Origin of the sequence: Siphonobacter sp. BAB-5385 (assembly GCF_002261125.1) — a bacterium.
In the GTDB taxonomy this organism is placed as follows: Bacteria; Bacteroidota; Bacteroidia; order Cytophagales; family Spirosomataceae; genus Siphonobacter.
Genome location: NZ_NMPS01000203.1, coordinates 22,117 through 42,242 on the forward strand (window position 1 = coordinate 22,117; position 20,126 = coordinate 42,242).

The 20,126-nt window shown below is 48.3% G+C and carries 20 protein-coding genes; 4 read left to right on the forward strand and 16 right to left on the reverse strand.

The genetic code is table 11. From position 1 onward, the window contains the following. Positions 1 to 104 precede the first annotated feature (104 nt). From BWI93_RS19920 to BWI93_RS19950, 7 genes are all read right to left on the reverse strand, one after another. On the reverse strand, positions 105 to 1,430 hold the full coding sequence (locus tag BWI93_RS19920; RefSeq protein WP_094814539.1) for a DUF4270 family protein: 1,326 nt from the start codon (positions 1,428 to 1,430) through the stop codon (positions 105 to 107). 60 nt (positions 1,431 to 1,490) lie between these two features. Next, positions 1,491 to 1,805 (reverse strand): DUF4907 domain-containing protein, encoded by a 315-nt coding sequence (locus BWI93_RS19925; RefSeq protein ID WP_094814541.1) that lies wholly within the window; start codon positions 1,803 to 1,805, stop codon positions 1,491 to 1,493. A 15-nt stretch (positions 1,806 to 1,820) separates the two neighbouring features. Beyond that, the gene (locus tag BWI93_RS19930) at positions 1,821 to 2,822 is read right to left on the reverse strand and encodes a galactose oxidase (RefSeq protein ID WP_141217540.1); all 1,002 of its coding nucleotides are present in this window, start codon (positions 2,820 to 2,822) and stop codon (positions 1,821 to 1,823) included. A gap of 582 nt (positions 2,823 to 3,404) precedes the next feature. Further along, the gene (locus tag BWI93_RS19935) at positions 3,405 to 4,118 is read right to left on the reverse strand and encodes a LytTR family DNA-binding domain-containing protein (RefSeq protein ID WP_094814545.1); all 714 of its coding nucleotides are present in this window, start codon (positions 4,116 to 4,118) and stop codon (positions 3,405 to 3,407) included. A 100-nt stretch (positions 4,119 to 4,218) separates the two neighbouring features. After that, positions 4,219 to 4,905, reverse strand: a complete 687-nt coding sequence (locus tag BWI93_RS19940; protein ID WP_094814547.1) for a sensor histidine kinase — start codon at positions 4,903 to 4,905, stop codon at positions 4,219 to 4,221. 2 nt (positions 4,906 to 4,907) lie between these two features. Next, the gene (locus BWI93_RS19945) at positions 4,908 to 5,291 is read right to left on the reverse strand and encodes a hypothetical protein (RefSeq protein WP_094814549.1); all 384 of its coding nucleotides are present in this window, start codon (positions 5,289 to 5,291) and stop codon (positions 4,908 to 4,910) included. 37 nt (positions 5,292 to 5,328) lie between these two features. Further along, positions 5,329 to 6,036, reverse strand: coding sequence for a head GIN domain-containing protein (locus tag BWI93_RS19950; protein WP_094814551.1), 708 nt, complete (start codon positions 6,034 to 6,036; stop codon positions 5,329 to 5,331). 196 nt (positions 6,037 to 6,232) lie between these two features. Between BWI93_RS19950 and BWI93_RS19955 the strand changes: the two genes are divergently transcribed. Further along, the gene (locus BWI93_RS19955; RefSeq protein ID WP_094814553.1) at positions 6,233 to 7,120 is read left to right on the forward strand and encodes a PorP/SprF family type IX secretion system membrane protein; all 888 of its coding nucleotides are present in this window, start codon (positions 6,233 to 6,235) and stop codon (positions 7,118 to 7,120) included. A 96-nt stretch (positions 7,121 to 7,216) separates the two neighbouring features. Here the strand turns inward: BWI93_RS19955 and BWI93_RS19960 are convergent, their stop codons facing one another. From BWI93_RS19960 to BWI93_RS19975, 4 genes are all read right to left on the reverse strand, one after another. Continuing rightward, entirely contained in the window at positions 7,217 to 8,830 is a 1,614-nt protein-coding gene (locus BWI93_RS19960) for a Na+/H+ antiporter (RefSeq protein WP_094814555.1), read from the reverse strand. Between the two features lie 186 nt (positions 8,831 to 9,016). Then, a complete protein-coding gene (locus BWI93_RS19965) occupies positions 9,017 to 9,316 on the reverse strand; it encodes a hypothetical protein (protein WP_094814557.1) in 300 nt (99 codons plus the stop codon). 164 nt (positions 9,317 to 9,480) lie between these two features. After that, positions 9,481 to 11,421 carry a glucosamine-6-phosphate deaminase gene (gene nagB, locus BWI93_RS19970; RefSeq protein WP_094814559.1) on the reverse strand — a complete coding sequence of 647 codons (1,941 nt, stop codon included), beginning with the start codon at positions 11,419 to 11,421 and terminating at the stop codon, positions 9,481 to 9,483. Positions 11,422 to 11,577: 156 nt separating this feature from the next. Next, positions 11,578 to 12,408, reverse strand: coding sequence for an Fpg/Nei family DNA glycosylase (locus tag BWI93_RS19975; protein WP_094814561.1), 831 nt, complete (start codon positions 12,406 to 12,408; stop codon positions 11,578 to 11,580). A gap of 202 nt (positions 12,409 to 12,610) precedes the next feature. Between BWI93_RS19975 and BWI93_RS19980 the strand changes: the two genes are divergently transcribed. Next, complete coding sequence (locus BWI93_RS19980) at positions 12,611 to 13,426, forward strand: TIGR02757 family protein (protein WP_094814563.1); 816 nt, start codon at positions 12,611 to 12,613, stop codon at positions 13,424 to 13,426. Between the two features lie 46 nt (positions 13,427 to 13,472). Here BWI93_RS19980 and BWI93_RS19985 read toward each other — a convergent pair whose 3' ends face one another. The 5 genes from BWI93_RS19985 to BWI93_RS20005 form a co-directional block, all read right to left on the reverse strand. Beyond that, a complete protein-coding gene (locus BWI93_RS19985) occupies positions 13,473 to 14,480 on the reverse strand; it encodes a lipopolysaccharide assembly protein LapB (RefSeq protein ID WP_094814565.1) in 1,008 nt (335 codons plus the stop codon). Beyond that, positions 14,465 to 14,938, reverse strand: a complete 474-nt coding sequence (locus BWI93_RS19990) for a hypothetical protein (protein WP_094814567.1) — start codon at positions 14,936 to 14,938, stop codon at positions 14,465 to 14,467. Before BWI93_RS19990 ends, BWI93_RS19985 begins: the two co-directional genes overlap by 16 nt. Positions 14,939 to 15,021: 83 nt before the next feature. Beyond that, positions 15,022 to 15,777 carry a zinc ribbon domain-containing protein gene (locus BWI93_RS19995; protein ID WP_094814569.1) on the reverse strand — a complete coding sequence of 252 codons (756 nt, stop codon included), beginning with the start codon at positions 15,775 to 15,777 and terminating at the stop codon, positions 15,022 to 15,024. Between the two features lie 85 nt (positions 15,778 to 15,862). Then, positions 15,863 to 16,963, reverse strand: a complete 1,101-nt coding sequence (locus BWI93_RS20000; protein ID WP_094814603.1) for a Nif3-like dinuclear metal center hexameric protein — start codon at positions 16,961 to 16,963, stop codon at positions 15,863 to 15,865. Between the two features lie 46 nt (positions 16,964 to 17,009). Beyond that, positions 17,010 to 17,534, reverse strand: coding sequence for a DinB family protein (locus tag BWI93_RS20005; RefSeq protein ID WP_094814571.1), 525 nt, complete (start codon positions 17,532 to 17,534; stop codon positions 17,010 to 17,012). 218 nt (positions 17,535 to 17,752) lie between these two features. Here BWI93_RS20005 and BWI93_RS20010 point away from each other — a divergent pair, with 218 nt between their 5' ends. After that, complete coding sequence (locus BWI93_RS20010) at positions 17,753 to 18,178, forward strand: response regulator (protein WP_094814573.1); 426 nt, start codon at positions 17,753 to 17,755, stop codon at positions 18,176 to 18,178. A 485-nt stretch (positions 18,179 to 18,663) separates the two neighbouring features. Beyond that, positions 18,664 to 20,019, forward strand: coding sequence for a glycoside hydrolase family 105 protein (locus BWI93_RS20015; RefSeq protein ID WP_094814575.1), 1,356 nt, complete (start codon positions 18,664 to 18,666; stop codon positions 20,017 to 20,019). The last annotated feature ends 107 nt before the right edge of the window (positions 20,020 to 20,126 follow it).

The following is a 20,126-nucleotide window of genomic DNA, read 5'->3' on the forward strand; positions in this document are numbered from 1 at the left end:
GCAAAGATGCTCGGGAAATGGCTGAATTTGCCCTTTTTGTGATAACCGGGGCATAAGTCCTACCGTTGGAAAACAAAAATCCCCAGCTGAAGCCGGGGATTTTCTTAGTTGGATTGCGTAAAGTATAAACGAAGCCTTACCCGATCCGACGTATAATTTCGATTTCCCAGAGCCGTTCGTGAGAAGTTCAGATACTGAACAGCTCCTACGGGCGGCGTCAGAACCAGGGGTGCATTCTGGACCTTCCTTTTCAAAATCAGATTAAAGTAGTTGGTCACATTAAAGGTATAGTGATCCTTCAGTGCCCAGCCGCTATTGTCGCTCACATACGTAGCCGATACGGGCGTTCCGATGCCCTGCACATTTTCCACGGGCTGATTGGTTAGAATGTCGTTAACGGCATTCGTCTTATACAGCACCAGCGTAGAAGGCGGGTTTGTGTTATCGCGAACATCCGTACGAATAGGATCGAATACCAATTCCGCCCGGTTTACACCCAGTAAGGTAAAGTACGGTTCCAGGGTTTCGGTCAGATAGGGAAATTCAACGCGGGTACGGAGCGGACCACTCTGCGTGATATACGCCATGTTATTGGTCAGGGTGCTATTCACAGACGTTGGTCCCGGTTTTAAGTTAGCCAGCGGCGTTCCGTTGAAATTGCTCGAATAACGGCTATAATGCATGAACGTAAAAGGAATATCAACGGATTCAGCCGTGGGCGTCAACAGGTTATCATCGTGAAAGTACACCCGTAAATAGCTTCGGGGTACGCTAAGCCCTACGATCACGTTTCCCTTCGAAGATCCTTTCAAAGCCACACCTGGCAACAGATTATGCAAGGTCTCGCTGCTGTTGATTGTATTGTTTTGTAAGGCATTAAACAACTGCACGCCTAAGGTATCCGAAAAACGCTGCCGAACACTGGGTGTTGTCCCCCGCCCCGGAGCAAAACTTGCCTGAGCCAACGGTTTGGATTGGTACTGAACCGAAGTGTTGGTATTGTAATAGGCAAGGGTCGATACTAGTGGTGTAGTGGTTTGATGCGTACTAATCTTGAACGTCTGTACACTATCTCCGTAGGACAAAGACAAGGGCAGTACCAGCACCAGCGAATCGTACCGGGCTCCCGACCGCGTATTCAGCGTACTACTAACATAGGTAGGACTCATAAACGCGACGAAGTCCTGCGTACCGGTATTGGCATCTGTCCAGCGACCTACATATACACTGGAATCAGCCGAAGTAACAGCTGAATCGCTTACCGCTACCGTAGATAGTTTTACCGTAAAGGTATCGACCATGACTACGGACAGGTTTTCATTCGGAATGATTTCGGAGCCCAGTGTCAGATCTCCCTTCTGGCATCCGCCTAACGAATAAAGCCCGCTTGCTATAAAGCCTAACGAAAGCCAGGTTTTCCAATTCTTCATTGAATAGTTATATCGAATAAACAGGGAGCGGGCATTTGATCCCGCTCCCGTTCTAATTCCTTAAGGTACTTCTACGCCAATGCCTTTTAATTCTTCGACCGTAAGTGAAGGAGGTAATTGGCGGTTGCTGATTTTTTCAACCACCAGATCTCCCGCCTTTCGGGCCTGCTCAGCGTTGGCAAAACCCTTCTCTCCCACGATACCCGGAATCATTGGCTGGTGAATAAAGGGCTTTCCTCCCTGTTCGATCTGATACCCCCATCCTTTTGCGGTTTCAAACACGCGTACTTCATAGGCATACGTCATTCGCCAATAGTATACGCCTGCCACCAAAAGGAGTATTCCCAACAACCACCAGATACGTTTGTTACGCATAGCTTTACTTTAGTCCTACTCAACTACTTCGCGAGCAGCAGCAGGATTAAAGGAATAGATATCGTCTAATCGGGTTGTAGAAGCAGCACCCGTCGCAATGTATCCTAAGTTTTTCATGCTGAAGCTTACCGCCCGTGAACGGCCACTAGGAGTGACTCTGAATTTATTATTAGAGTTACTATAATCTAAATCAGACGACCAGGTATCCGTAGCCGCATCATAGCTCCATATTTTTGTATCATTAGTGCTCGTAACACCCATTAACAAATAACCCCGGTTATTGATAACAAAGGAGCTGGCATAACTACGCATGATGGCTGACTGGTCCGTCGTGAAATCTTTCTTCTGAGTCCAGATTCCATTGGAGGGATTGAATTCCCACCAGTCACGTAAGGTCTGAGCATTACCCGTACCCGTACCCACGTAAACGAGGTTGTTGATTACCATGGCTACCGCACCTTCACGTTTGGCACCCGGGAAACTGTTTTCTTTGGTCCAGGCTGCCGCAGTCGGATTGTAAGAATATAAGTCGTTCAGGTTATTACCGTCGAAACCCGTTCCTACGTAGCCTTTGTTATTGACGCTAAAGGAAACCGTTCCTACACGGCCCGTTCCCATATAATCCGCAATCTTGGTCCATTTATTGGCCGTTGGATCATACGAATAGAAATCCTTCACATATACACCACCCTGCAGCTGGCCTAAGCCTACGTAACCTTTGCCCGCAACGGCAAAGCCACTAGCACCCGTCCGACCGGCACCGGGGAAATTAGCTTTCTGGGTCCAGGTACGTCCATTGTACTCCCATAAATCAGCCAAGCGGTTGTTATTGTTATCCGAACCTGTTGATATATAGGCGGCTGTATCAATTACAAAGCTGGCAGCACCACTACGGGCTACGCCTTCGAAAGGAGATTCAGCCTTCCAGTTGCCCATCACGCTTTCATCGTTGTTGCTATCCTTGCAGGAAAAGCCCAGGACAGCCAGACCGGCAATGGCAATTAAGGAACGGTTCATTGACCGGAATCCGCGAGAAGTACTACGCACAGAGGTGGGATTTGAAAAAAGAGACATCATAGAAAATTCAAACCGTTTCATGAATGATTAGCGGTATGAGAATAAAGTTTGATTAATGAATCCGTGGAGGTCTGTTTGTCGTCCGTATTCAAAATGACCTTCCATGTTCTGATCCGGAATTATTTAAAATGACTGCTTACGTCTGATTCTTGTTGGGGTAGTTTCGGTTGGCGTACCAGCTTTTCTGCCCAATAAAAACGCAAAAATAGAGGTCTATTTCTAGGAAATAAAATGGCTAGTCGAAAAGCTGAACCAAACGCGAAGCTTTTTCACCGTCCTCGTTCAGGTGCTTTTTCCGAAAAACCCTGATTTCAACGATAAAAACCGCAGTCTTCGCGATTCAAAGCCGTATTTCCCTTCCTATTCCCCAATTATTTAAATCCTGAAATCATTCCGATTTTTCGCTTTATTTTTCGGAAAATCACCCGAAAAGCCGCTGTTCGTTTAAAAGAACTTCATTACTAACGGCCTGTCGCCCGCCTATCGTGTATGCCCGAAACGAATCTTAGCAATATTTTCTGGCTACGCGTGTTTACTCACCTGCAAGGTTTCGTAAATCTGTGGTACGTACTGTTCACTCATGGGTATACTGTTTCCAGCAACGGTGAGTTTCAGTTTACGTATGGCATCAACCCGCTCGGTAGCCACAATGTACGAGCGATGTACCCGCAGAAAAGCCGGCGACGGCAGTAGCTCTTCCAGATTCTTGAGCGTCATCCGGGTAATGACCGGGCGGGCGTGTACAGTGGTATGAATCTTTACGTAATCTTTCAGTCCTTCAATGTACAGAATGGTAGGAATCTGAATTTTCACCAGTGAATAATCGGCGTGTACGAAAAAATGTTCCTCCTGCGACGGCCCTGTACTGGGGGTGCGGGCGAAATAATCCTTGGCCTTTTCGGCCGCCTGCAAAAATCGCGTCAGCGGTACCGGTTTAAGCAAATAGTCCAGCACGCTGAGGTTGAAACCTTCCAGGGCGTACTGTTCATAGGCCGTTACAAAAATGACCTGTGGCCGCTGTTGCAGCGATTTCAAAAACTGGGTCCCCGTCAGTCCGGGCATCTGAATGTCCATAAACACCAGATCGATGGCTTCTTTCTGGAGTACTTCCAGCGTTTCCAGGGCATCTTCACAGGTGGCAACCAGTTCCAGATAGGGCACTTTCCGAATGTTATCGGCCAGTAACTCCAGGGCCAGCGGCTCGTCGTCCACGGCTACGCAGCGAATTTTGTTCATGACAATTCAAGGGTTAACTGAACGGCGTACCAACCCTCGTTTTCCCGAATCTGAAGGTCATGATTGGGATACAGCAGGTTGAGCCGACGTTCAACGTTTTTCAACCCGATACCCGAATGATGATCTTTAGGGTCGTCGGGTTGCATACTGACTTTATTTTTACCAGAAAATACAGCATTCGCTCGCGAACGTGCAGCTGTAACTGAATGGCCGGGCGGGAAATCATTCCAATTCCGTGCTTGAACGCATTTTCCACGAAGGGAATCAGTAACATGGGCTCGATGGAATAATTACCGGCAACGGCTCCCAGATCCAGGTCAATCTGTACTTTCTTTCCCAGCCGCAAGGTTTGCAGATCGATGTAACTCCGCAGGTACCGGATTTCCTGATCCATCGGCACTTTGGCTTCGTCCGATTCGTACAGCATGTACCGCATCAGTTCCGCCAGCTGAATGGTAGCGGGCTCTACGGACTCAGGCTTGAAACGGGCCAGCGAGACGATGCTATTAAGGATATTAAACAGAAAATGCGGACTGATCTGCGAACGCAGGAAACTCAGTTCGGACTTCAGTCGCTCGTTTTCCCGTTCCTTTTCCAGCTGCTGCCTCCGATGAAAATCATTCAGGACCTTGTACGTGGTGCTTAGCGAAAAAATGAATAGTACGGGAAAGATCGTCCCGGTGATGAAGCGGACGTCGGTCAAATCGGCCCTGAACGCCAGTGAACGCAGTTCCAGCGAAAGCAGGACCATCACCAGTCCACATGCCGCCACCACCAGCAGATACATACTCAGCCCTTTTTCTCCAGAAACCGGGGAATCAGAATGCGGGTATTCAGGTAAAAGAAGAGTACGGCCAGTCCGTTTAAAGCTGCCATGTACACGGGGTCGGGCGGTTGATGAAACCGGGGTACGTGGACGGTATGCGAACGGAAAAGCAGCGGCCAAAACACAAACAGGCACCAGAATACGGCCTGTAGCAGCATTCGTCGGGCTTCTGAAATTCGTATCGTAAACGGAGTGGTCATGTCCTCAATACCGCCAGTGATTTTGTCATAATCCTGTTTTCGGAGGCCGAAAACCCAGATCCAGCGATGAGTCCGCTGGTTTTCTCGACGTTTGAAAAGCCGAAGCCTTTGCAACCCAATACCGCAGAAGTCGGTACGGCGTTGCAAAGGCTTCGTATAAATTTTAAATTTTTGTTTTGAAGGACTATTTATCCTGCGAAACCGTACTACCCCCGGACAGATCCAGATTAGTACGAGGATTACCCCGATAGCGTAAGGAACTGGCTCCACTGGCCTTACCTATGAGCTGTTCCGTTACCGAAAGCTGGGCTTCACTGGCTCCGGACAAATCAATTTTGGCCTGTTTGCTGGGGTACTGATAGGCTCGAAGTTTAGAGGCTCCGGAGCATTCAACGTCGAGTTGTTCGGTAGTACCTTCCAGATCGAGGCGACTGGCTCCCGAAAGATCGGCCTGCAGGCGTTCGGTATGACCCGTAAACGCTAGTTCCGACGCCCCCGAAAGCTCCACTTCCAAATCCTCTTCGTCCTCAAAGCCCCAGACGCGGGCGTTGACAGCTCCCGAAAACTCGACCTTCTCCAAAGCTGGCATTGTGATTTCGATTTCCATCGGATGTTTCCGATTGCGAGTCCAATGGTTGTAATTAATCTCCAGATTGTCATTCACCTTCTTCACGCTCAGATCCTGAACGTCGCTGCGATGACCTCGGGCAACAATTCGGTACGTGTTTCCCCGTACGACCCGTACCTTAAAGGCGTTACCCATCCGAAGACGATCGAAATTCGTTAGGCCGTATTCCGCGGTGGTTTCGTCATACGGGCCGACGTCCTCCCAGCGACTACAGGAGAACAGAGTAGTTACAAACAAAAACAGTACAAATGCATACGATTTCATGGCATGAATTGATTGAGCGTTGAAGCGGCAAAATTTCTCTTCTCGCTGTTTCTTTACCACCTTATTCGGATGAATCCGCACATTCGGTGCACCAACGGGAATAAAGTACGCCTGCGTTGTCTACTTCTTCGAAAGACGATTCTGTATTTCTCGCTTGCCTTCCTTACTTTCGCTTTCCATACTCACCTAACCAACGATGCGATCACTTCTATTTTTGATCTTCCTACTGGTCTGTCAGATGGCTTCGGCCCAAATGGAAGGCACCTACAGTAGCTATCCCTTCAGTCAACTGGCCATTAATCCAGCATACGCGGGTACGCGTGATGTAACCAGCATGACCTTTCTTAACCGACGTCGTTCGGTACAGTTCCAAAACACGTATAGTTCGCAGTATTTCACGGTGGATAGTCCGGTGGGTGAAAACTGGGCTCTTGGTTTCCAGGCCTTCCGTGATCCGTATTCGGTAGCTTCCGTGGGCTTCTACGGGACGGCCGCGTATCGGCACCGGATCTCCGAAAACGAAATTCTTTCGGCGGGCGTACAAATGGGGATTACGCAAGTCGTACTCCCTAACAATTTTGTGGGCAATAATGCGTATCCCTTCACTTTGGGCTTCGGTGTTCAGTACAAAACGCCCGTGTACTACGTGGGGCTGTCGACTCAGAATTTAGTAAATCAAACGCACTATTACTCTACGGCTAAACCAATCTTCCTGACGGCTGGCTACGTATTCTCGCTGACGGAAGAATGGAAATTAAAAGCGGCCACGCTGGTACGCGGCCAGAATCCCGGCCTTGGCTTTCAAACGAAAGCGGATGTCAATGCGACGTTCTGGTATAAAAACGTAGGGGTTGGCGTCTGGTACCAGAGTACACTTCAGACCCTGGGCGGCAGAGATGGCATTTTAGGAACGGCGGAAGTACAACTCGGCGATCGTTTCCGGGTCGGAGCCAGTTACGATTTTAACGCTCCTCACAGCGGCGATTTCAGTTTCAGTACGCAGGAAAGTACGATCTGGCAGTTTTTTCTACGGTACGAACTTGATAAGGGTACGGGAAAGGTGGGCCAAATGCGGTACTTCTGATGCCCTGATCCAGGCGAGCCTTTGCGGGGTTCAAAGGTAAGAAGCCAGGGCGAAAACCCTGGCTTCTTACCTTTGCAATTGATTGGAATCCCTAAGCTATTTCACCAACTCAATTTGAAGACGGGTTTCTTCAATATCCAGTTCCGATTCGATTTTCCGGAGTACCTCTTCGTTGCTTTTACCCTCGCGGTGTAATTGCTGAAGAATACTACGCTCTACCTCGATCACTTCTAATTGTACCCGGGAAAACAGGTTAAAAATCCGCAAAGCCGGCGTTTCAGCAAATTTCTGCTCTTTCTCAGGTAGGGGAAGCTCCGTATGTTGCAAGCGTTCAAACCGATTTTGGTAGCTGCTCTTGATGCGTTTGAGCACCACGTCATCCACGCCACTCATGTTCTCCTCAATATGCGTCATAACCGCACTTAGTACCCGACTGCGTACTTCGTATTCCTCGGCCAGAATGGAGTATCGGGGCATTTTCAGTTTACGGATCACCCAGGGTAAAGTTAGGCCCTGAGCCACCAGTGTTACAATAATCACGCAGAACGTCAGAAAAATAATCAGATTCCGGTTAGGGAACAGATCTCCATTAGGCAACGTAAGGGGAATGGACAAAGCAATAGCCATCGATACGACTCCCCGCATACCCGACCAGCCAATGACCACCAGATTACGCCGATCAAAGAGTTCGCGTTCGTTATGTCGGTTAAAAAGCTGGCGGGGCAAAATGGCGGCGGGCGTGAGCCAGATAAATCGCACTAGAATCACCACTATACTTACCACCAGACCATAACCAATCAGTACCCAGATTCCGTGCGTGGTCAGCGAATCCAGGTCTGCCAGTACCATTTTCATTTGTAAGCCCAATAGAATGAAAATTAATCCATTCAGAATAAAACCCACAAATTCCCACACGGCATAAGTCTGTACCCGCGAATCGGTCGTGAACATATCCGCCGAACGATAAGACAAATACAGACCCGTAGTTACTACAGCCAGTACGCCTGAACCGTGAAAGTGCTCAGCTAACAAATACGAAGCAAAGGGCGTTAAAAAGGTAAGAGAGACATCGGCCAGTGCTTCCGTTACGAATTTTCTGTGAATCAGGTACAGCGTATAACCAATGCCCAATCCAACCCCTACCCCGATACCGACTACCAGCAGGAATTGGTAGCCGGCTTCCCAAATATTGAACGCCCCGGTAAGAATGGCCGCCAACGCGTAACGATATACAATCAATCCGCTGGCATCATTGAGCAAACTTTCTCCTTCGAGAATACTGATAATCCTCGGACTCAGGCCCAATCCTTTCGTAACCGAGGTAGCGGCTACAGCATCGGGCGGTGACACGATAGCACCCAGTAAGAACGCTTCGGCCCAGCTAATCCCATCGATGAGGCTGTGTACGGCCCAGCCGACGCACAAGGTTGTAAAGACGACCAGACCAACGGCAGCCATGGTGATGGGTCGAATATTGGCTTTGAATTCGTGCCAGCTGGCCTTCCAGGCGGCTTCGTAAAGTAGCGGCGGCAGAAAGACAAAAAAGACCAGTTCAGGATCCAGAATAATGACGGGTAGGCCCGGAATAAAGCTAATCAGTAAACCCACAATGATCAGAGCAATCGGAAGCGGAAAATTCCTACGAGCACTCACGACCGTCAGGAACGTCACGCCAAATAGTAGTAAGACAATGATTTCTATATTTTCCATGCATTCAAATGGTTAGATTACCCATTAACAGGCCCAGCGGAAGAGATATAAAGGTACAGAAAGGTCGAAGAATCCGCTTCGATTGACTGCTAGCCCGTAAATTAGGAAGCTATGCAGTATTTACGAAAAAGCGGCAAGCCTTTTTGGTGGAAAGGCTTGCCGCTTTTTATATACGCAGAACATATTTTACATACTGGTGACGGGGGCCGAAGTCGACCGACGCGTTTTCATTCGTACGGGTTCATTGTCGGGGACACTTTCAAACAGGTAGAACGTGGACGAACAGTGGCGGCACCGGTAATATTTTAAGGCAATAAAACCCGCTAGCTTTTTTACTACCTCCGGACGATTGGTTCGTTCGATATGGATAGACGTTTTGCAGTCACGGCATTCGCACTTACGCTTGGTTTTAGTCAATACCCAGGTCAGAAAAATCAGGTAACTGACGACAAAAAAAATGGCGGCAACAATAAAAATTCCGGTCATAGCTTACAGTGGATCGATATGTAATGGCGGTACAAAAATTAAACTACTGTCGTAGTTTCTTACGAAATAACCGCTCCACTGGTTTTACGACCTTGGACCAAACCAATAAAAAACGCGACGAAACCCCTAAGGGTGTCGTCGCGTTGATTTTTGGTAAGCTTAACTTAGAACTTCCAGCGTACAAAAGCTTCCACAGCCTGGTACTCCGCAAGCCCCAATTTGTTGTATAAATTCGCCGTTGCCTGGTTCCGCTCTTCGGCCCGTTGCCAGAACTCACGCGAGTCGGTACCCTGGTATACCACACCGTCTTTTTGGGACTGATGTTTAAAGATTCCCTGACGCTTTTTCATCACCTGATCCGGCGACATGGGTACGGCCATTTCGATCAGGTCAATTGCCCATTCATCCCAGGCACCTTTGTACAGCCAAACCCAGCAATCTTTCATGAAGGCTTCGTCTTTCAGACGGCGAACGGCTTCCATGACCGCATCCAGACACACTTTGTGCGTACCATGCGGATCGGCCAGATCACCCGCGGCGTAAATTTGATGCGGTTTGATTTCCCGAATCAAATCCATTACAATCTGGATGTCTTCTTCGCCCAGTGGGTTCTTTTGTACTTTACCCGTCTCGTAGAAAGGCATTTTCATGAAGTGAGCATTCTCCACACCATTGCCCACAAAGCGGCACGTTGCTTTAGCTTCACCTTCCCGAATCAGTCCCTTTACGTGACGAACTTCAGGGGTATCCACATCCGAATCCTTCTTGGTACGCAGGTATTCGGCAGCATCTTTGAAAATTCGCTCAGCTTCGGGGCTTTCAATACCAAAGTGACGGTTGTAATCGACTACGAAGTCAATAAAACGCAGGGCTTCGTCATCAGCTACGGCAATGTTGCCCGACGTCTGATAACCCACGTGTACATCGTGTCCCTGATCCACGAGTCGCTGGAACGTACCACCCATCGAGATAATATCGTCGTCGGGGTGCGGACTGAAGATCAGACAACGTTTGCGAGCCGGTTCAGCCCGTTCCGGACGATTCGTATCGTCGGCGTTGGGTTTTCCACCCGGCCAGCCCGTAATGGTATGTTGTAACTGATTGAATACATCGATATTCAGATCGTACGCCTGTCCTACCTGAGCCAGCAAATCCGAAAGACCGTTGTCGTTGTAATCACGGTTGGTCAGTTTCAGAATGGGTTTATTCAGGGCAAGAGCCAGGTGCGTAACGGCCTTTTTGATCATGGTTTTATTCCAGATCACCTCTTCTACCAGCCAGGGCATTTTGCGGCGGGTCAGTTCAGCGGCAGCCGATTCATCAAGAACGAACTGTACGTTGGGATGTCCCTGCAGATAACTCGCCGGTACCTGATCCGTCACGGGGCCTTCGATTGCCTCATGAATCATGGGAGCTTTGTGCTCACCCCAGGCCAGCAGAATTACCCGCTTGGCTTTCATGATCTGGTTAATACCCAGCGTAATAGCTTTTTTAGGAACGTTAGCCAGACCGCCGAAATCCAGAGCCGCATCAATACGGGTCGTTAAATCGAGCGTCATCAGGCGAGTGCGGGAATTCACATGTGAACCCGGCTCGTTGAAACCAACGTGACCATTCCGGCCAATGCCTAATAATTGAAAATCCAGACCGCCTAGTTCATCAATCCGACGTTCGTATTCCTGGCAGAAAGCCGGAATCTGAGCCGGTGACAGGGTGCCATCGGGAATAAAATAATTGTCTTTAGGGATGTCAATGTGGTTAAACAGCTGCTCCTGCATGAACCGAACGTAGCTCTGTAAGCCGTCGGGCTGCATGGGATAGTATTCATCCAGGTTGAACGTAATGACGTTGTAAAAGCTGAGCCGCTCTTCCCGGTGAATACGGATAAGCTCCGCATACACTTTTTTAGGCGATGATCCCGTAGCCAAACCTAATACAGCAGGTTTTCCCTGTAATTGTTTGGAACGAATGATTTCGGCGATTTCACGGGCAACCGCCGCTGATGCGTCATTGGAATCAGCATAAATCTGCGTAGGAATCCGTTCGAAGGCGATGGGCTGGTTCAGCGTCGGCGTAGCTAACAACGTGTCTGTTTCGGGCAGCATGTTATAGAAGGAGGCTTAGTTAACGCAACAAAAATATAGCTTTTCCCTGACAAGCTTGTACTCCCCACCTGACAAACCCGTATTTTTAAAAAATTTAATAAATTAACCAGACAGTGGCCCTAGTTGCTGGAAATCAGACCTTACACAAGCCAAATTTCAACCCAAAGCGACGGGAACAGGGGGCTGATCTACGGGACAGAAGTAAGTAGTACGCCCTCCCACCCGTTTGATCTGGAGCATTTGCTGACAGCGTGGGCAAAGCAGATGCTGCCCTTGATCCGGGTACGGCGATAAGGCCCATTCGCGGGCATGAATGATGAAATCCTGCGGAAACAGGGCGTAGTTCGCTTCGTATTGAATAGCGGTTAATAATACTTTCTGAATAGCTCCGTGTAAGGCCTGTACTTCCAAGCTCGTCAGCGAGGAAGCCAGCCGTTCGGGATGAATCCGAGCCTGAAACAGTACTTCATCGACAATCCAGTTGCCAATCCCCGCCACTACCGACTGATCCAGCAGTACGGGTTTGATCAGGGCTTTTTTACGGGCCAGTGTCTGACCCAGTTCTTCCGGAGTAATAGCCAGTGCATCCGCCGCAATTCGCTTTTTCAGCAGGTATGCTTTTACATCGTCCACTAACCCAATTCGCTCAAATTTTCGGGGACAGATGAACGCAAGCCGATAACCATTTTGAAAGTAAAAGATGATTCGGGCAAAGCGGGGTTGCTCCTGATCGTACTGATAGTAGGCCAGATCACCCGTCATCCCAAAATGAAAGTGCACAAAGAAACCGCCGTCCGTTTCAACGAACAGGTTTTTACCGACGCGTTGCGTTGCGATGAACTGCCTGCCGCGTAAGGCTGCTACCAGCACGTCGTAATCAGTCGTCAGGAGTTTGGTATCTTCTACCTGAATATCAGCCAGTGGCTGGAAGAGGCAGGTTGCTTCGAAATAACGTCGGTAGGTTTCGACTTCGGGTAATTCAGGCATAGCGGCGTAATGAATGTGGGTTGTCTAGTTTTGGATTGACGGTTGCGTAAGGGAATGTTTTCGATAAAGACTGTCCGCTAGTGACCGACGCATGATTGAAATTATACTGTCGCTCCTCCTCGACTGATCAAGTTTCAAAGCTTCTCCTTACTCTTCCTAGCAAACGGTATGGAATCAGCGATTGTTTGCTGACCTTTGCAGTATGGCACTTTTTGAAAAAACCCATTCCGCAGACTGGTTATACGACTTACTCGAAAGCAAAGTACAGCAATACAACCAACCGAATTTTATACCGAACGATCCCATCAGTATTCCGCATCAGTTTTCGCAGCAACAGGATATTGAAATTATGGGATTCTGGGCGGCGGTACTGGCCTGGGGTCAGCGGAAGACGATTATCAACAAGTGTAACGAGCTGATTCGGCTCATGGACGGGGCTCCGTATGATTTCGTCCGGAATCATCAACCCCTTGATCTGAAGCCTTTTCTACACTTCAAACACCGTACATTTAACGCTACGGATACCCTCTACTTCCTGCACTTTTTCCAGCAGTTTTACGCAGAACACGCGTCCCTGGAAGAGGCTTTCGTACCCGCATCGCTTGCCCTACCCCAGCCCGAGCGGCACCCGGCTTTCCCAGCCGAACAGGCTTTGGTCCGTTTTCATGAAGTGTTTTTTGGTCTGGAAGATGCTCCGGCCCGTACGCGTAAACACGTGGCCACGCCCGCCCGTAAATCGTCGTGCAAACGCCTCAATATGTTTCTCCGCTGGATGGTCCGGAAAGATGCGAATGGCGTAGACTTCGGAATCTGGAATCGTTTGTCACCGGCAGCACTCGTCTGTCCCTGCGATGTACACGTAGAACGGGTAGCTCGAAAGCTAGGCTTATTGCAGCGACCCAATACCGACTGGCAGGCCGCTCTGGAGTTAACGGATCACCTGCGTCGCTTCGATCCGAGCGATCCGGTCAAGTATGATTTTGCCCTGTTTGGTCTGGGCGTAGAAGGGGAAATGTAAATCACTTTCTGATCAAAGATGCTGTACAACCGGTTTCGTAAATCCGTTAATAGCCCATTTCAGTGAGAGCGGCCTTGGCTTTTCCATCCACGGAATTTTTGTATTCGTGTTTTTTGAAGCTAATGGCTTTCTCGAAATAACTTTTGGCTTTGGCCTTATCGTTGCGTAACTGAAAAATGTATCCTAATTGCAGACAGGAGGACGGAGCAAAATGCCAGTTTTGTCCTTCGCCCAGAGCAATAGCCCGTTCATATAAAGGAATAGCCGTTACGAAATCATTCATCTTGTGGTAAATACGGGCTTTGCGATAATTGTACTCCGTTCGGTAGTAGGGCTGCGAAAACTGAGCTTCTGAGGTATTCTTGAGGTTTTGTAAAGCCGTTTCATAATAGCCGCCGTCACCGGCAAAACGAGCTTTGAGTACCAGTTTTTGCGTATCGATCAAAGGCTGGTACGCGGCATTACAAGCTTTTTGAGCCGATTTGTCGGCTTCATTATGGGCCTGCCCTATCGTTTTCACCCGCTCATACTGGGTTCGGGCTTTGGCTTCATCACCCGCCAGAGCATAGCAGAGGTACTGTTTATAGGTCGCGTCTTTAACGAAATTTCCGGCAGGATGCTGTTTCAGAAATTGCTGAAAAGCGGCAATTGCGTGAGCGTACTGGCCTTTTTGTAAGAGGATCTCACCGATATGGTAGTCGAAAAAAGGTATATCCAAGTATTCCGGTGAGTTGGGACGATTTTGAGCCAGGGCCAATGCGGCTTCCCCGTGTCCCTCTTTCATCAGAATGGAATTGCCAAAAAACTGAATCAGTAAGTTATCACTGTTCTGAGTCAGGTATTTCTGGAAATCCGTCACTTCGCGACCACTCAATCGCAGTACATACCCCTGCATGAGGTATTCAATCAGTTGAGCTTCTGTTCGAAACAAGGGTTCTTTCTGCGTCACGGCGTGGATTTCCTGCAACCCCTGCTGAATATTCCCTCGCAATCCCAGCAGCTTGGTTACCCAGCGGTAGCTCTCGGGCGTCGATCCGATCAGCACGTGCAGCATCCCCAGGGCTTTTTTATTGTACGTAACTGCGGGAATTTTCGGGCGTTTTCATCCAGCAGCTTGTACGCTTTGATAATATCCCAGGCTCCCGGCACTTCCTTGCCGAATTTGATTTTTACAAAGGCCCAGTGTAAGCGAATTTCAGCCCGCAGACAGCGATTCCAGGGTGAATCTTCGTCCATATCCTCCAGCTGTTGCAGGCGTTTCTCACCGTTTTTTTCCATGCTTTCGTACGCCTTCCGATCTTCCGTGAGCAGCAGCGACAACATATCGGCATAATCATCCAAATACAGGGCTACCCCGTTCGTTTTCAGTTCGGGAGCCAGTTCCTGCCGACCTTTGTTCAGTTTGAGTTTGAAAATGTCCAGGTAGGCCTGCTGTACACGAGGCGTCCATTCAAAATCGGCTGCCTGACTAAAGCCTGGAAGGAAAAGTAGAAGAAATAAGATTCGTTTCATGGAAGAATGGGCTCAAGCTGGTACAAAAAAACCCGTCGAAAATTCGACGGGTTCGTTCAAATTGGTGTTGCTGTAAAGTAAAATTACCGCCGTGAAGTTGTAGCAACCGTAACAGGAGCGTCTTCGACGTCCGCCAGAATCCGACCGCAATGTTCACAGATGATGATTTTCTTCTGCTCCCGAATGTCGGCCTGACGTTGGGGAGGTACGACGTTGAAACAACCGCTACACGCCGCCCGACGAACCGTTACAACGGCCAGTCCGTTCGAAGAGTTGTCACGGATACGCTGATAAGCCAAACGTAAACGATCCTCCACTTTCAGTGCCTGTTTGTCACGTTGGTCATTGAGTTTCTTTTCATCTTCCTGGCTTTCTCCCAGAATGATGTCCAGTTCTTTACGTTTCGCGTCAAGATCTTTGCGACGTTCTTCCAGTAATTGTTGCGTATGACGAATTTCTTCTTCTTTCAGACGCACTTTTTCGCTGGCTTCAGCCGTACGCTTATCCGCCAGTTTCATTTCCAGTTCCTGAAATTCGATCTCTTTGTTGATGGCATCGAATTCCCGGTTATTGCGGACGTTATTTTGCTGATCTTTATACTTAACAATCAGTTTTTCAGCGTCACGCTTGGCCTGACGATAGCCGTGGATTTCGGAATCAAGCGTGTCGATGGTATCTTTATGACGTTTGATACGGGTTTCAAACCCGGCGATATCATCCTCAAGATCCCGAACTTCTTCAGGCAAATCCCCGCGAATTTTTTTGATTTCGTCTAACTGAGAATCTATGGCCTGTAATTGGAGGAGAAAATCGAGTTTTTGAGCTACCGTTGCTTCCATGAATGAGAGTTTCGAATCTATCGTTTCCAGCTTTTACTTAACAACCGGGCTGACATTCAGCCCATTTAAGAAAAAACTGTAGAACTTACACGAAATAGTGAACCGGATTGGTGTCAGTTTTAGATAAAAGTGTCGCAAAATTAGGAAAATTTTCCGTTAGACGCTCACTTAATAGCTCTTTCGTGAAAACTTCGCTTTCGTAATGCCCAATATCACAAATCATTAGCTGCTTTTCGGCATCGAAGAACTCGTGGTATTTGAAATCAGCGGTTACGAAAACGTCCGCCTGTTGCCGTAACGCATCTTTCAGCAGAAAACTGCCCGATCCACCACAGATAGCAATTTTTTGTACGGTTTTGTTCCGCAGCTCCGTATGACGAATTACTTTCAGGTTCATCCGGCTTTTCAGATACGCTAGCCAATCGTTTTCAGAGAGGGGTCCAGGTAATATACCGATCACTCCGGAACCCACTTCCTGATTACTATTTTCGAGCTGGTGCAGATAGTAAGCCACTTCTTCGTAAGGATGGGCCTGTCGCAGAGCCTGTAACATACGCCCTTCCAGATGAGCCGGGAAAATCACTTCGATCCGGTATTCTTCCGCTTCTTCGGGCTGATTTAATTTTCCCAGAAAAGGGTCTGCTGATCCCGTTGGCGTGAAGGTGCCCGTACCCAGCGTCCGGAACGAGCAGTTTTTATACTCCCCGATCTGACCGGCTCCGGCGGCATGGAGAGCCTCCAGGACCTGCGAGGTTTGCTCCACAGGAACGAAGGTGGTAAGCTTTTCGAGTATCTGCCGTTTGGGAGCCAGTATACGCACTGACGACAGGCCGAGTTGTTGAGCGATCCGATCGTTTACGCCTCCTTTCACACTATCCAGATTGGTATGAATGGCGTAGAGAGCAATGTCGTTTTTCAAGGCTTTGATGACGGTCCGTTCGACGTAATTTTTCCCATTCAGCTGTTTCAATCCCTTGAAAACAATGGGATGATGGGCAATGATCAGGTTACAGTCTCGCTGCAGGGCTTCCTCTACGATGGCTTCCGTGCAGTCCAGGGTTACCAGAATATTTTTTACTTCCTGCTGTGGATCGCCAACGATCAGACCCGCATTGTCGTAGCTTTCCTGATAAGCCAGGGGAGCCCATTTTTCCAGAAAAGAAGTAACGTGTTGAATTGTACTCATGGCCAGGGTATACGTCAATTTTTAACAGGTTTCTTTCCGTAGAAAACTATCCCAATTGATAACGTTCGGTTAAAATATTCAAATGGTGCCGTTCGTGCCCGGCAATCATAAAAATCAGGGCTCGGCTCGACAAAGGGGAACCACTGCTGGTACCCATTCGGGATAGATCCTCCTCACTGAAACTACGGAATAGCAGCAGATTGCTTTTGCGTAAAAATTGATACTGCTGCAGTAAATCTTCCAGAGGCTGTCTGCTAAACTGAGCTACGGCCATGTATTCATCCTGTTCAAAACCCGGTAGTTTCTGGGTTTCTCCCCGAGCAATTACCAGAGCCCGGTAAGAAAAAATACGCTCGGTATCAATCAGGTGGCCCAACACTTCTTTGATACTCCATTTCTCTTCGGCATAGCGAAAGTCTGCCTGCTCCGGTACCAGCAACGATTCATAGCGGTGCCGAACTTCTTCGTACTGACGGTGTAATACCTCCAGTACCTTAGATTCGGGTACTAGTGAGATGTAATGAGCCATCTGGCTCGAAGCAGGATACTCAGTGGATGAAGGCCGGTTCATGCTAGTTAAACGAGTGATTATACAGGACTTTACAGAAATGGTTGGGAAATCCCTTCCACTAAATCCGTAGTCAGTCTGAAAGCTTCGCTTCGAAATAGTGAAAAAAATCTTACTTCGTTCCCAGCTTTACTCAGTTTTTATCAAGGAATGTTTTTTTTGCTTCTAGTCCTTTAGAAAAGGTATTCGTATGCCTGAATACTACTAAGTGCGTTGGTGTCATGAATGAGACTTCTATCTTACATATCCTATTAGCAGACGACGATGCAGATGACCGATTCCTGGTGCAGGAAGCCTTTGAAGAAGCGGGAGCCAGGGTTCAATGGGAAAATGTAAGTACAGAATCTGAATTGCTCCATCGGCTTGATACCAAGCAGAAGTTGCCTGATTTGCTCTTACTCGACTGGAATCTCCGTCCTGGCGGTGGGCCTGAGCTTTTGCAATATATTCGGAAACACGCTCACGCCTGTTTTCTGCCGGTTATTGTCATGAGTACCTCTTCTGTTCCCGAAGACATTAAAAATGCGTATCGTTTCGGGGCAAATTCCTACATCGTAAAGCCATCGAGTTACAACGACTTAGTCAATACGTTCAAGAGCCTATACGAGTTCTGGGGCCAGATTGTACGTCTGCCACCGGAACAATGATTCGCTTTTCCCCAATTATTTCTAATAAGATGCAATTGTCTACTCAACGTATATATACTTACTTACGACATCATTATCAACTAAATTTTGCCGAAAAACAGGTATTTACTACTATTTACCGCTCTAAATATCCCTTTCACCGAAAACTCAGTTCGGCTCGTTTTAGAGGCAGTAGTTTTGTTTCATCAATCTAATCAAGTGGCGGCTTGAAAGATTGATTTTAGAAGCAGAATAGCTTCATGACGGTGTAGCTAGTTCTGAGTAGTAAAACCCCTCTCATCTTTTAGATTTGAGGGGTTTTCTTAAGAACAAATCGATTTCGACGTTCAACCATAACCTGTCTGTTCAGTACATCCAACCTTCAATCTACCCATTTACAGCGTTTATATCCAACCCCTCCCAAAGCCCTATCTAAGGGCTTTTTTTTTGTTTATCCGTCTTTGATTTGCGTATCTTACTCTATCCTATTCTATACAATCGCTTCCATGAAAAAATGTATCTTCACTAGTCTTGTTTTAGTGGTGCTGTGTCAGATAACTTTTGCTCAACGCAATGAGACCCGGGCTACCGACGCTGATACGCCTTTGCACTTGTTACAACCCGACTATCCGGTCCCTTATGGTAAAGTTTCAGCAGAAGCGGTAACCCAGGTACTAGACCGGGTTTACGCGTACTTGAATGCTGTAACGCCTACCCAACTTGCTGATAAACAAAGCAATAAGATTCTGACGGATTTTTCTTCTATTGATGCGAATACCACCTTTGCTAAGGCTGACTTCCGCCTTACCAGCTATGAATGGGGCGTTACGTACGCGGCTCTGTTACAGGCCAGCGAAGCAACGGGTGATGCCAAATACAAAGCTTATACGGATGAACGACTGAAATTTCTGGCTGAAATCGCTCCGCATTTTCAGAAACTGCTTAAAGAAGATCCTCAGAACCGGCTTGCCATGCGTTCGTTTCTCAATCCGCACGCATTGGATGATGGGGGAGCCGTTACGGCAGCCATGATCAAATCCGTACGTGGAGGGAATACGGCAGCCCTGCGTCCCCTGATCGACCATTTCATCACGTACATTCTTACTAAAGAATACCGTTTGTCGGATGGGACGCTGGCCCGTAATCGTCCGCAACCCAATACGCTTTGGCTGGATGATTTATTCATGGGCGTGCCAGCCCTTGCTCAGATGGGTAAGCTTACGGGCGAGGCAAAATATTACACGGAAGCGACGCGACAGGTTATGCAGTTTTCGAAGCGGATGTTTAACCCCCAGAAAGGTCTGTACATGCACGGATGGGTCGAAGGAATGAATGTCCATCCTGAATTTCACTGGGCCCGGGCCAATGGCTGGGCTATTCTGACTAAAGTGGAGCTACTCGACGTATTACCGGAGAATCACCCGCAACGGGCTAAAATTCTGGAATTATTACAGGCTCATGTGAAAGGCCTGACCGCCTGCCAGTCGGGCTCAGGTTTCTGGCACCAGCTCCTCGACCGCAATGATTCCTACCTGGAAACTTCCGCTACGGCTATTTACGCCTATTGTCTGGCCCGTGCGATCAACAAAGGCTGGATTGATAAGGTGGCTTATGCCCCCGCCTGTTTGCTAGCCTGGAATGCCGTTTCTACGAAAGTGAACGCCAAAGGGCAGGTGGAAGGTACCTGCGTGGGAACGGGTATGGGCTTCGATCCGGCTTTTTATTACCACCGCCCCATCAGCCCCTACGCGGCTCATGGCTACGGTCCAGTCATTCTGGCGGCTTCGGAAGTCATTCAGTTATTGAAAAAACAACCTTTTGAGATCAACGACAGTTCGTTGCAGGCTCTTCAACGGAAATAGTATTGTATTAGGTTTTCGGAATCCGTACGGGCTTACCTGTGCGGATTTTATTTTTAGATCCCTCCACTTAGTAAACGGTTGACTTTGCGAAAGGAAGCTACTCGTAA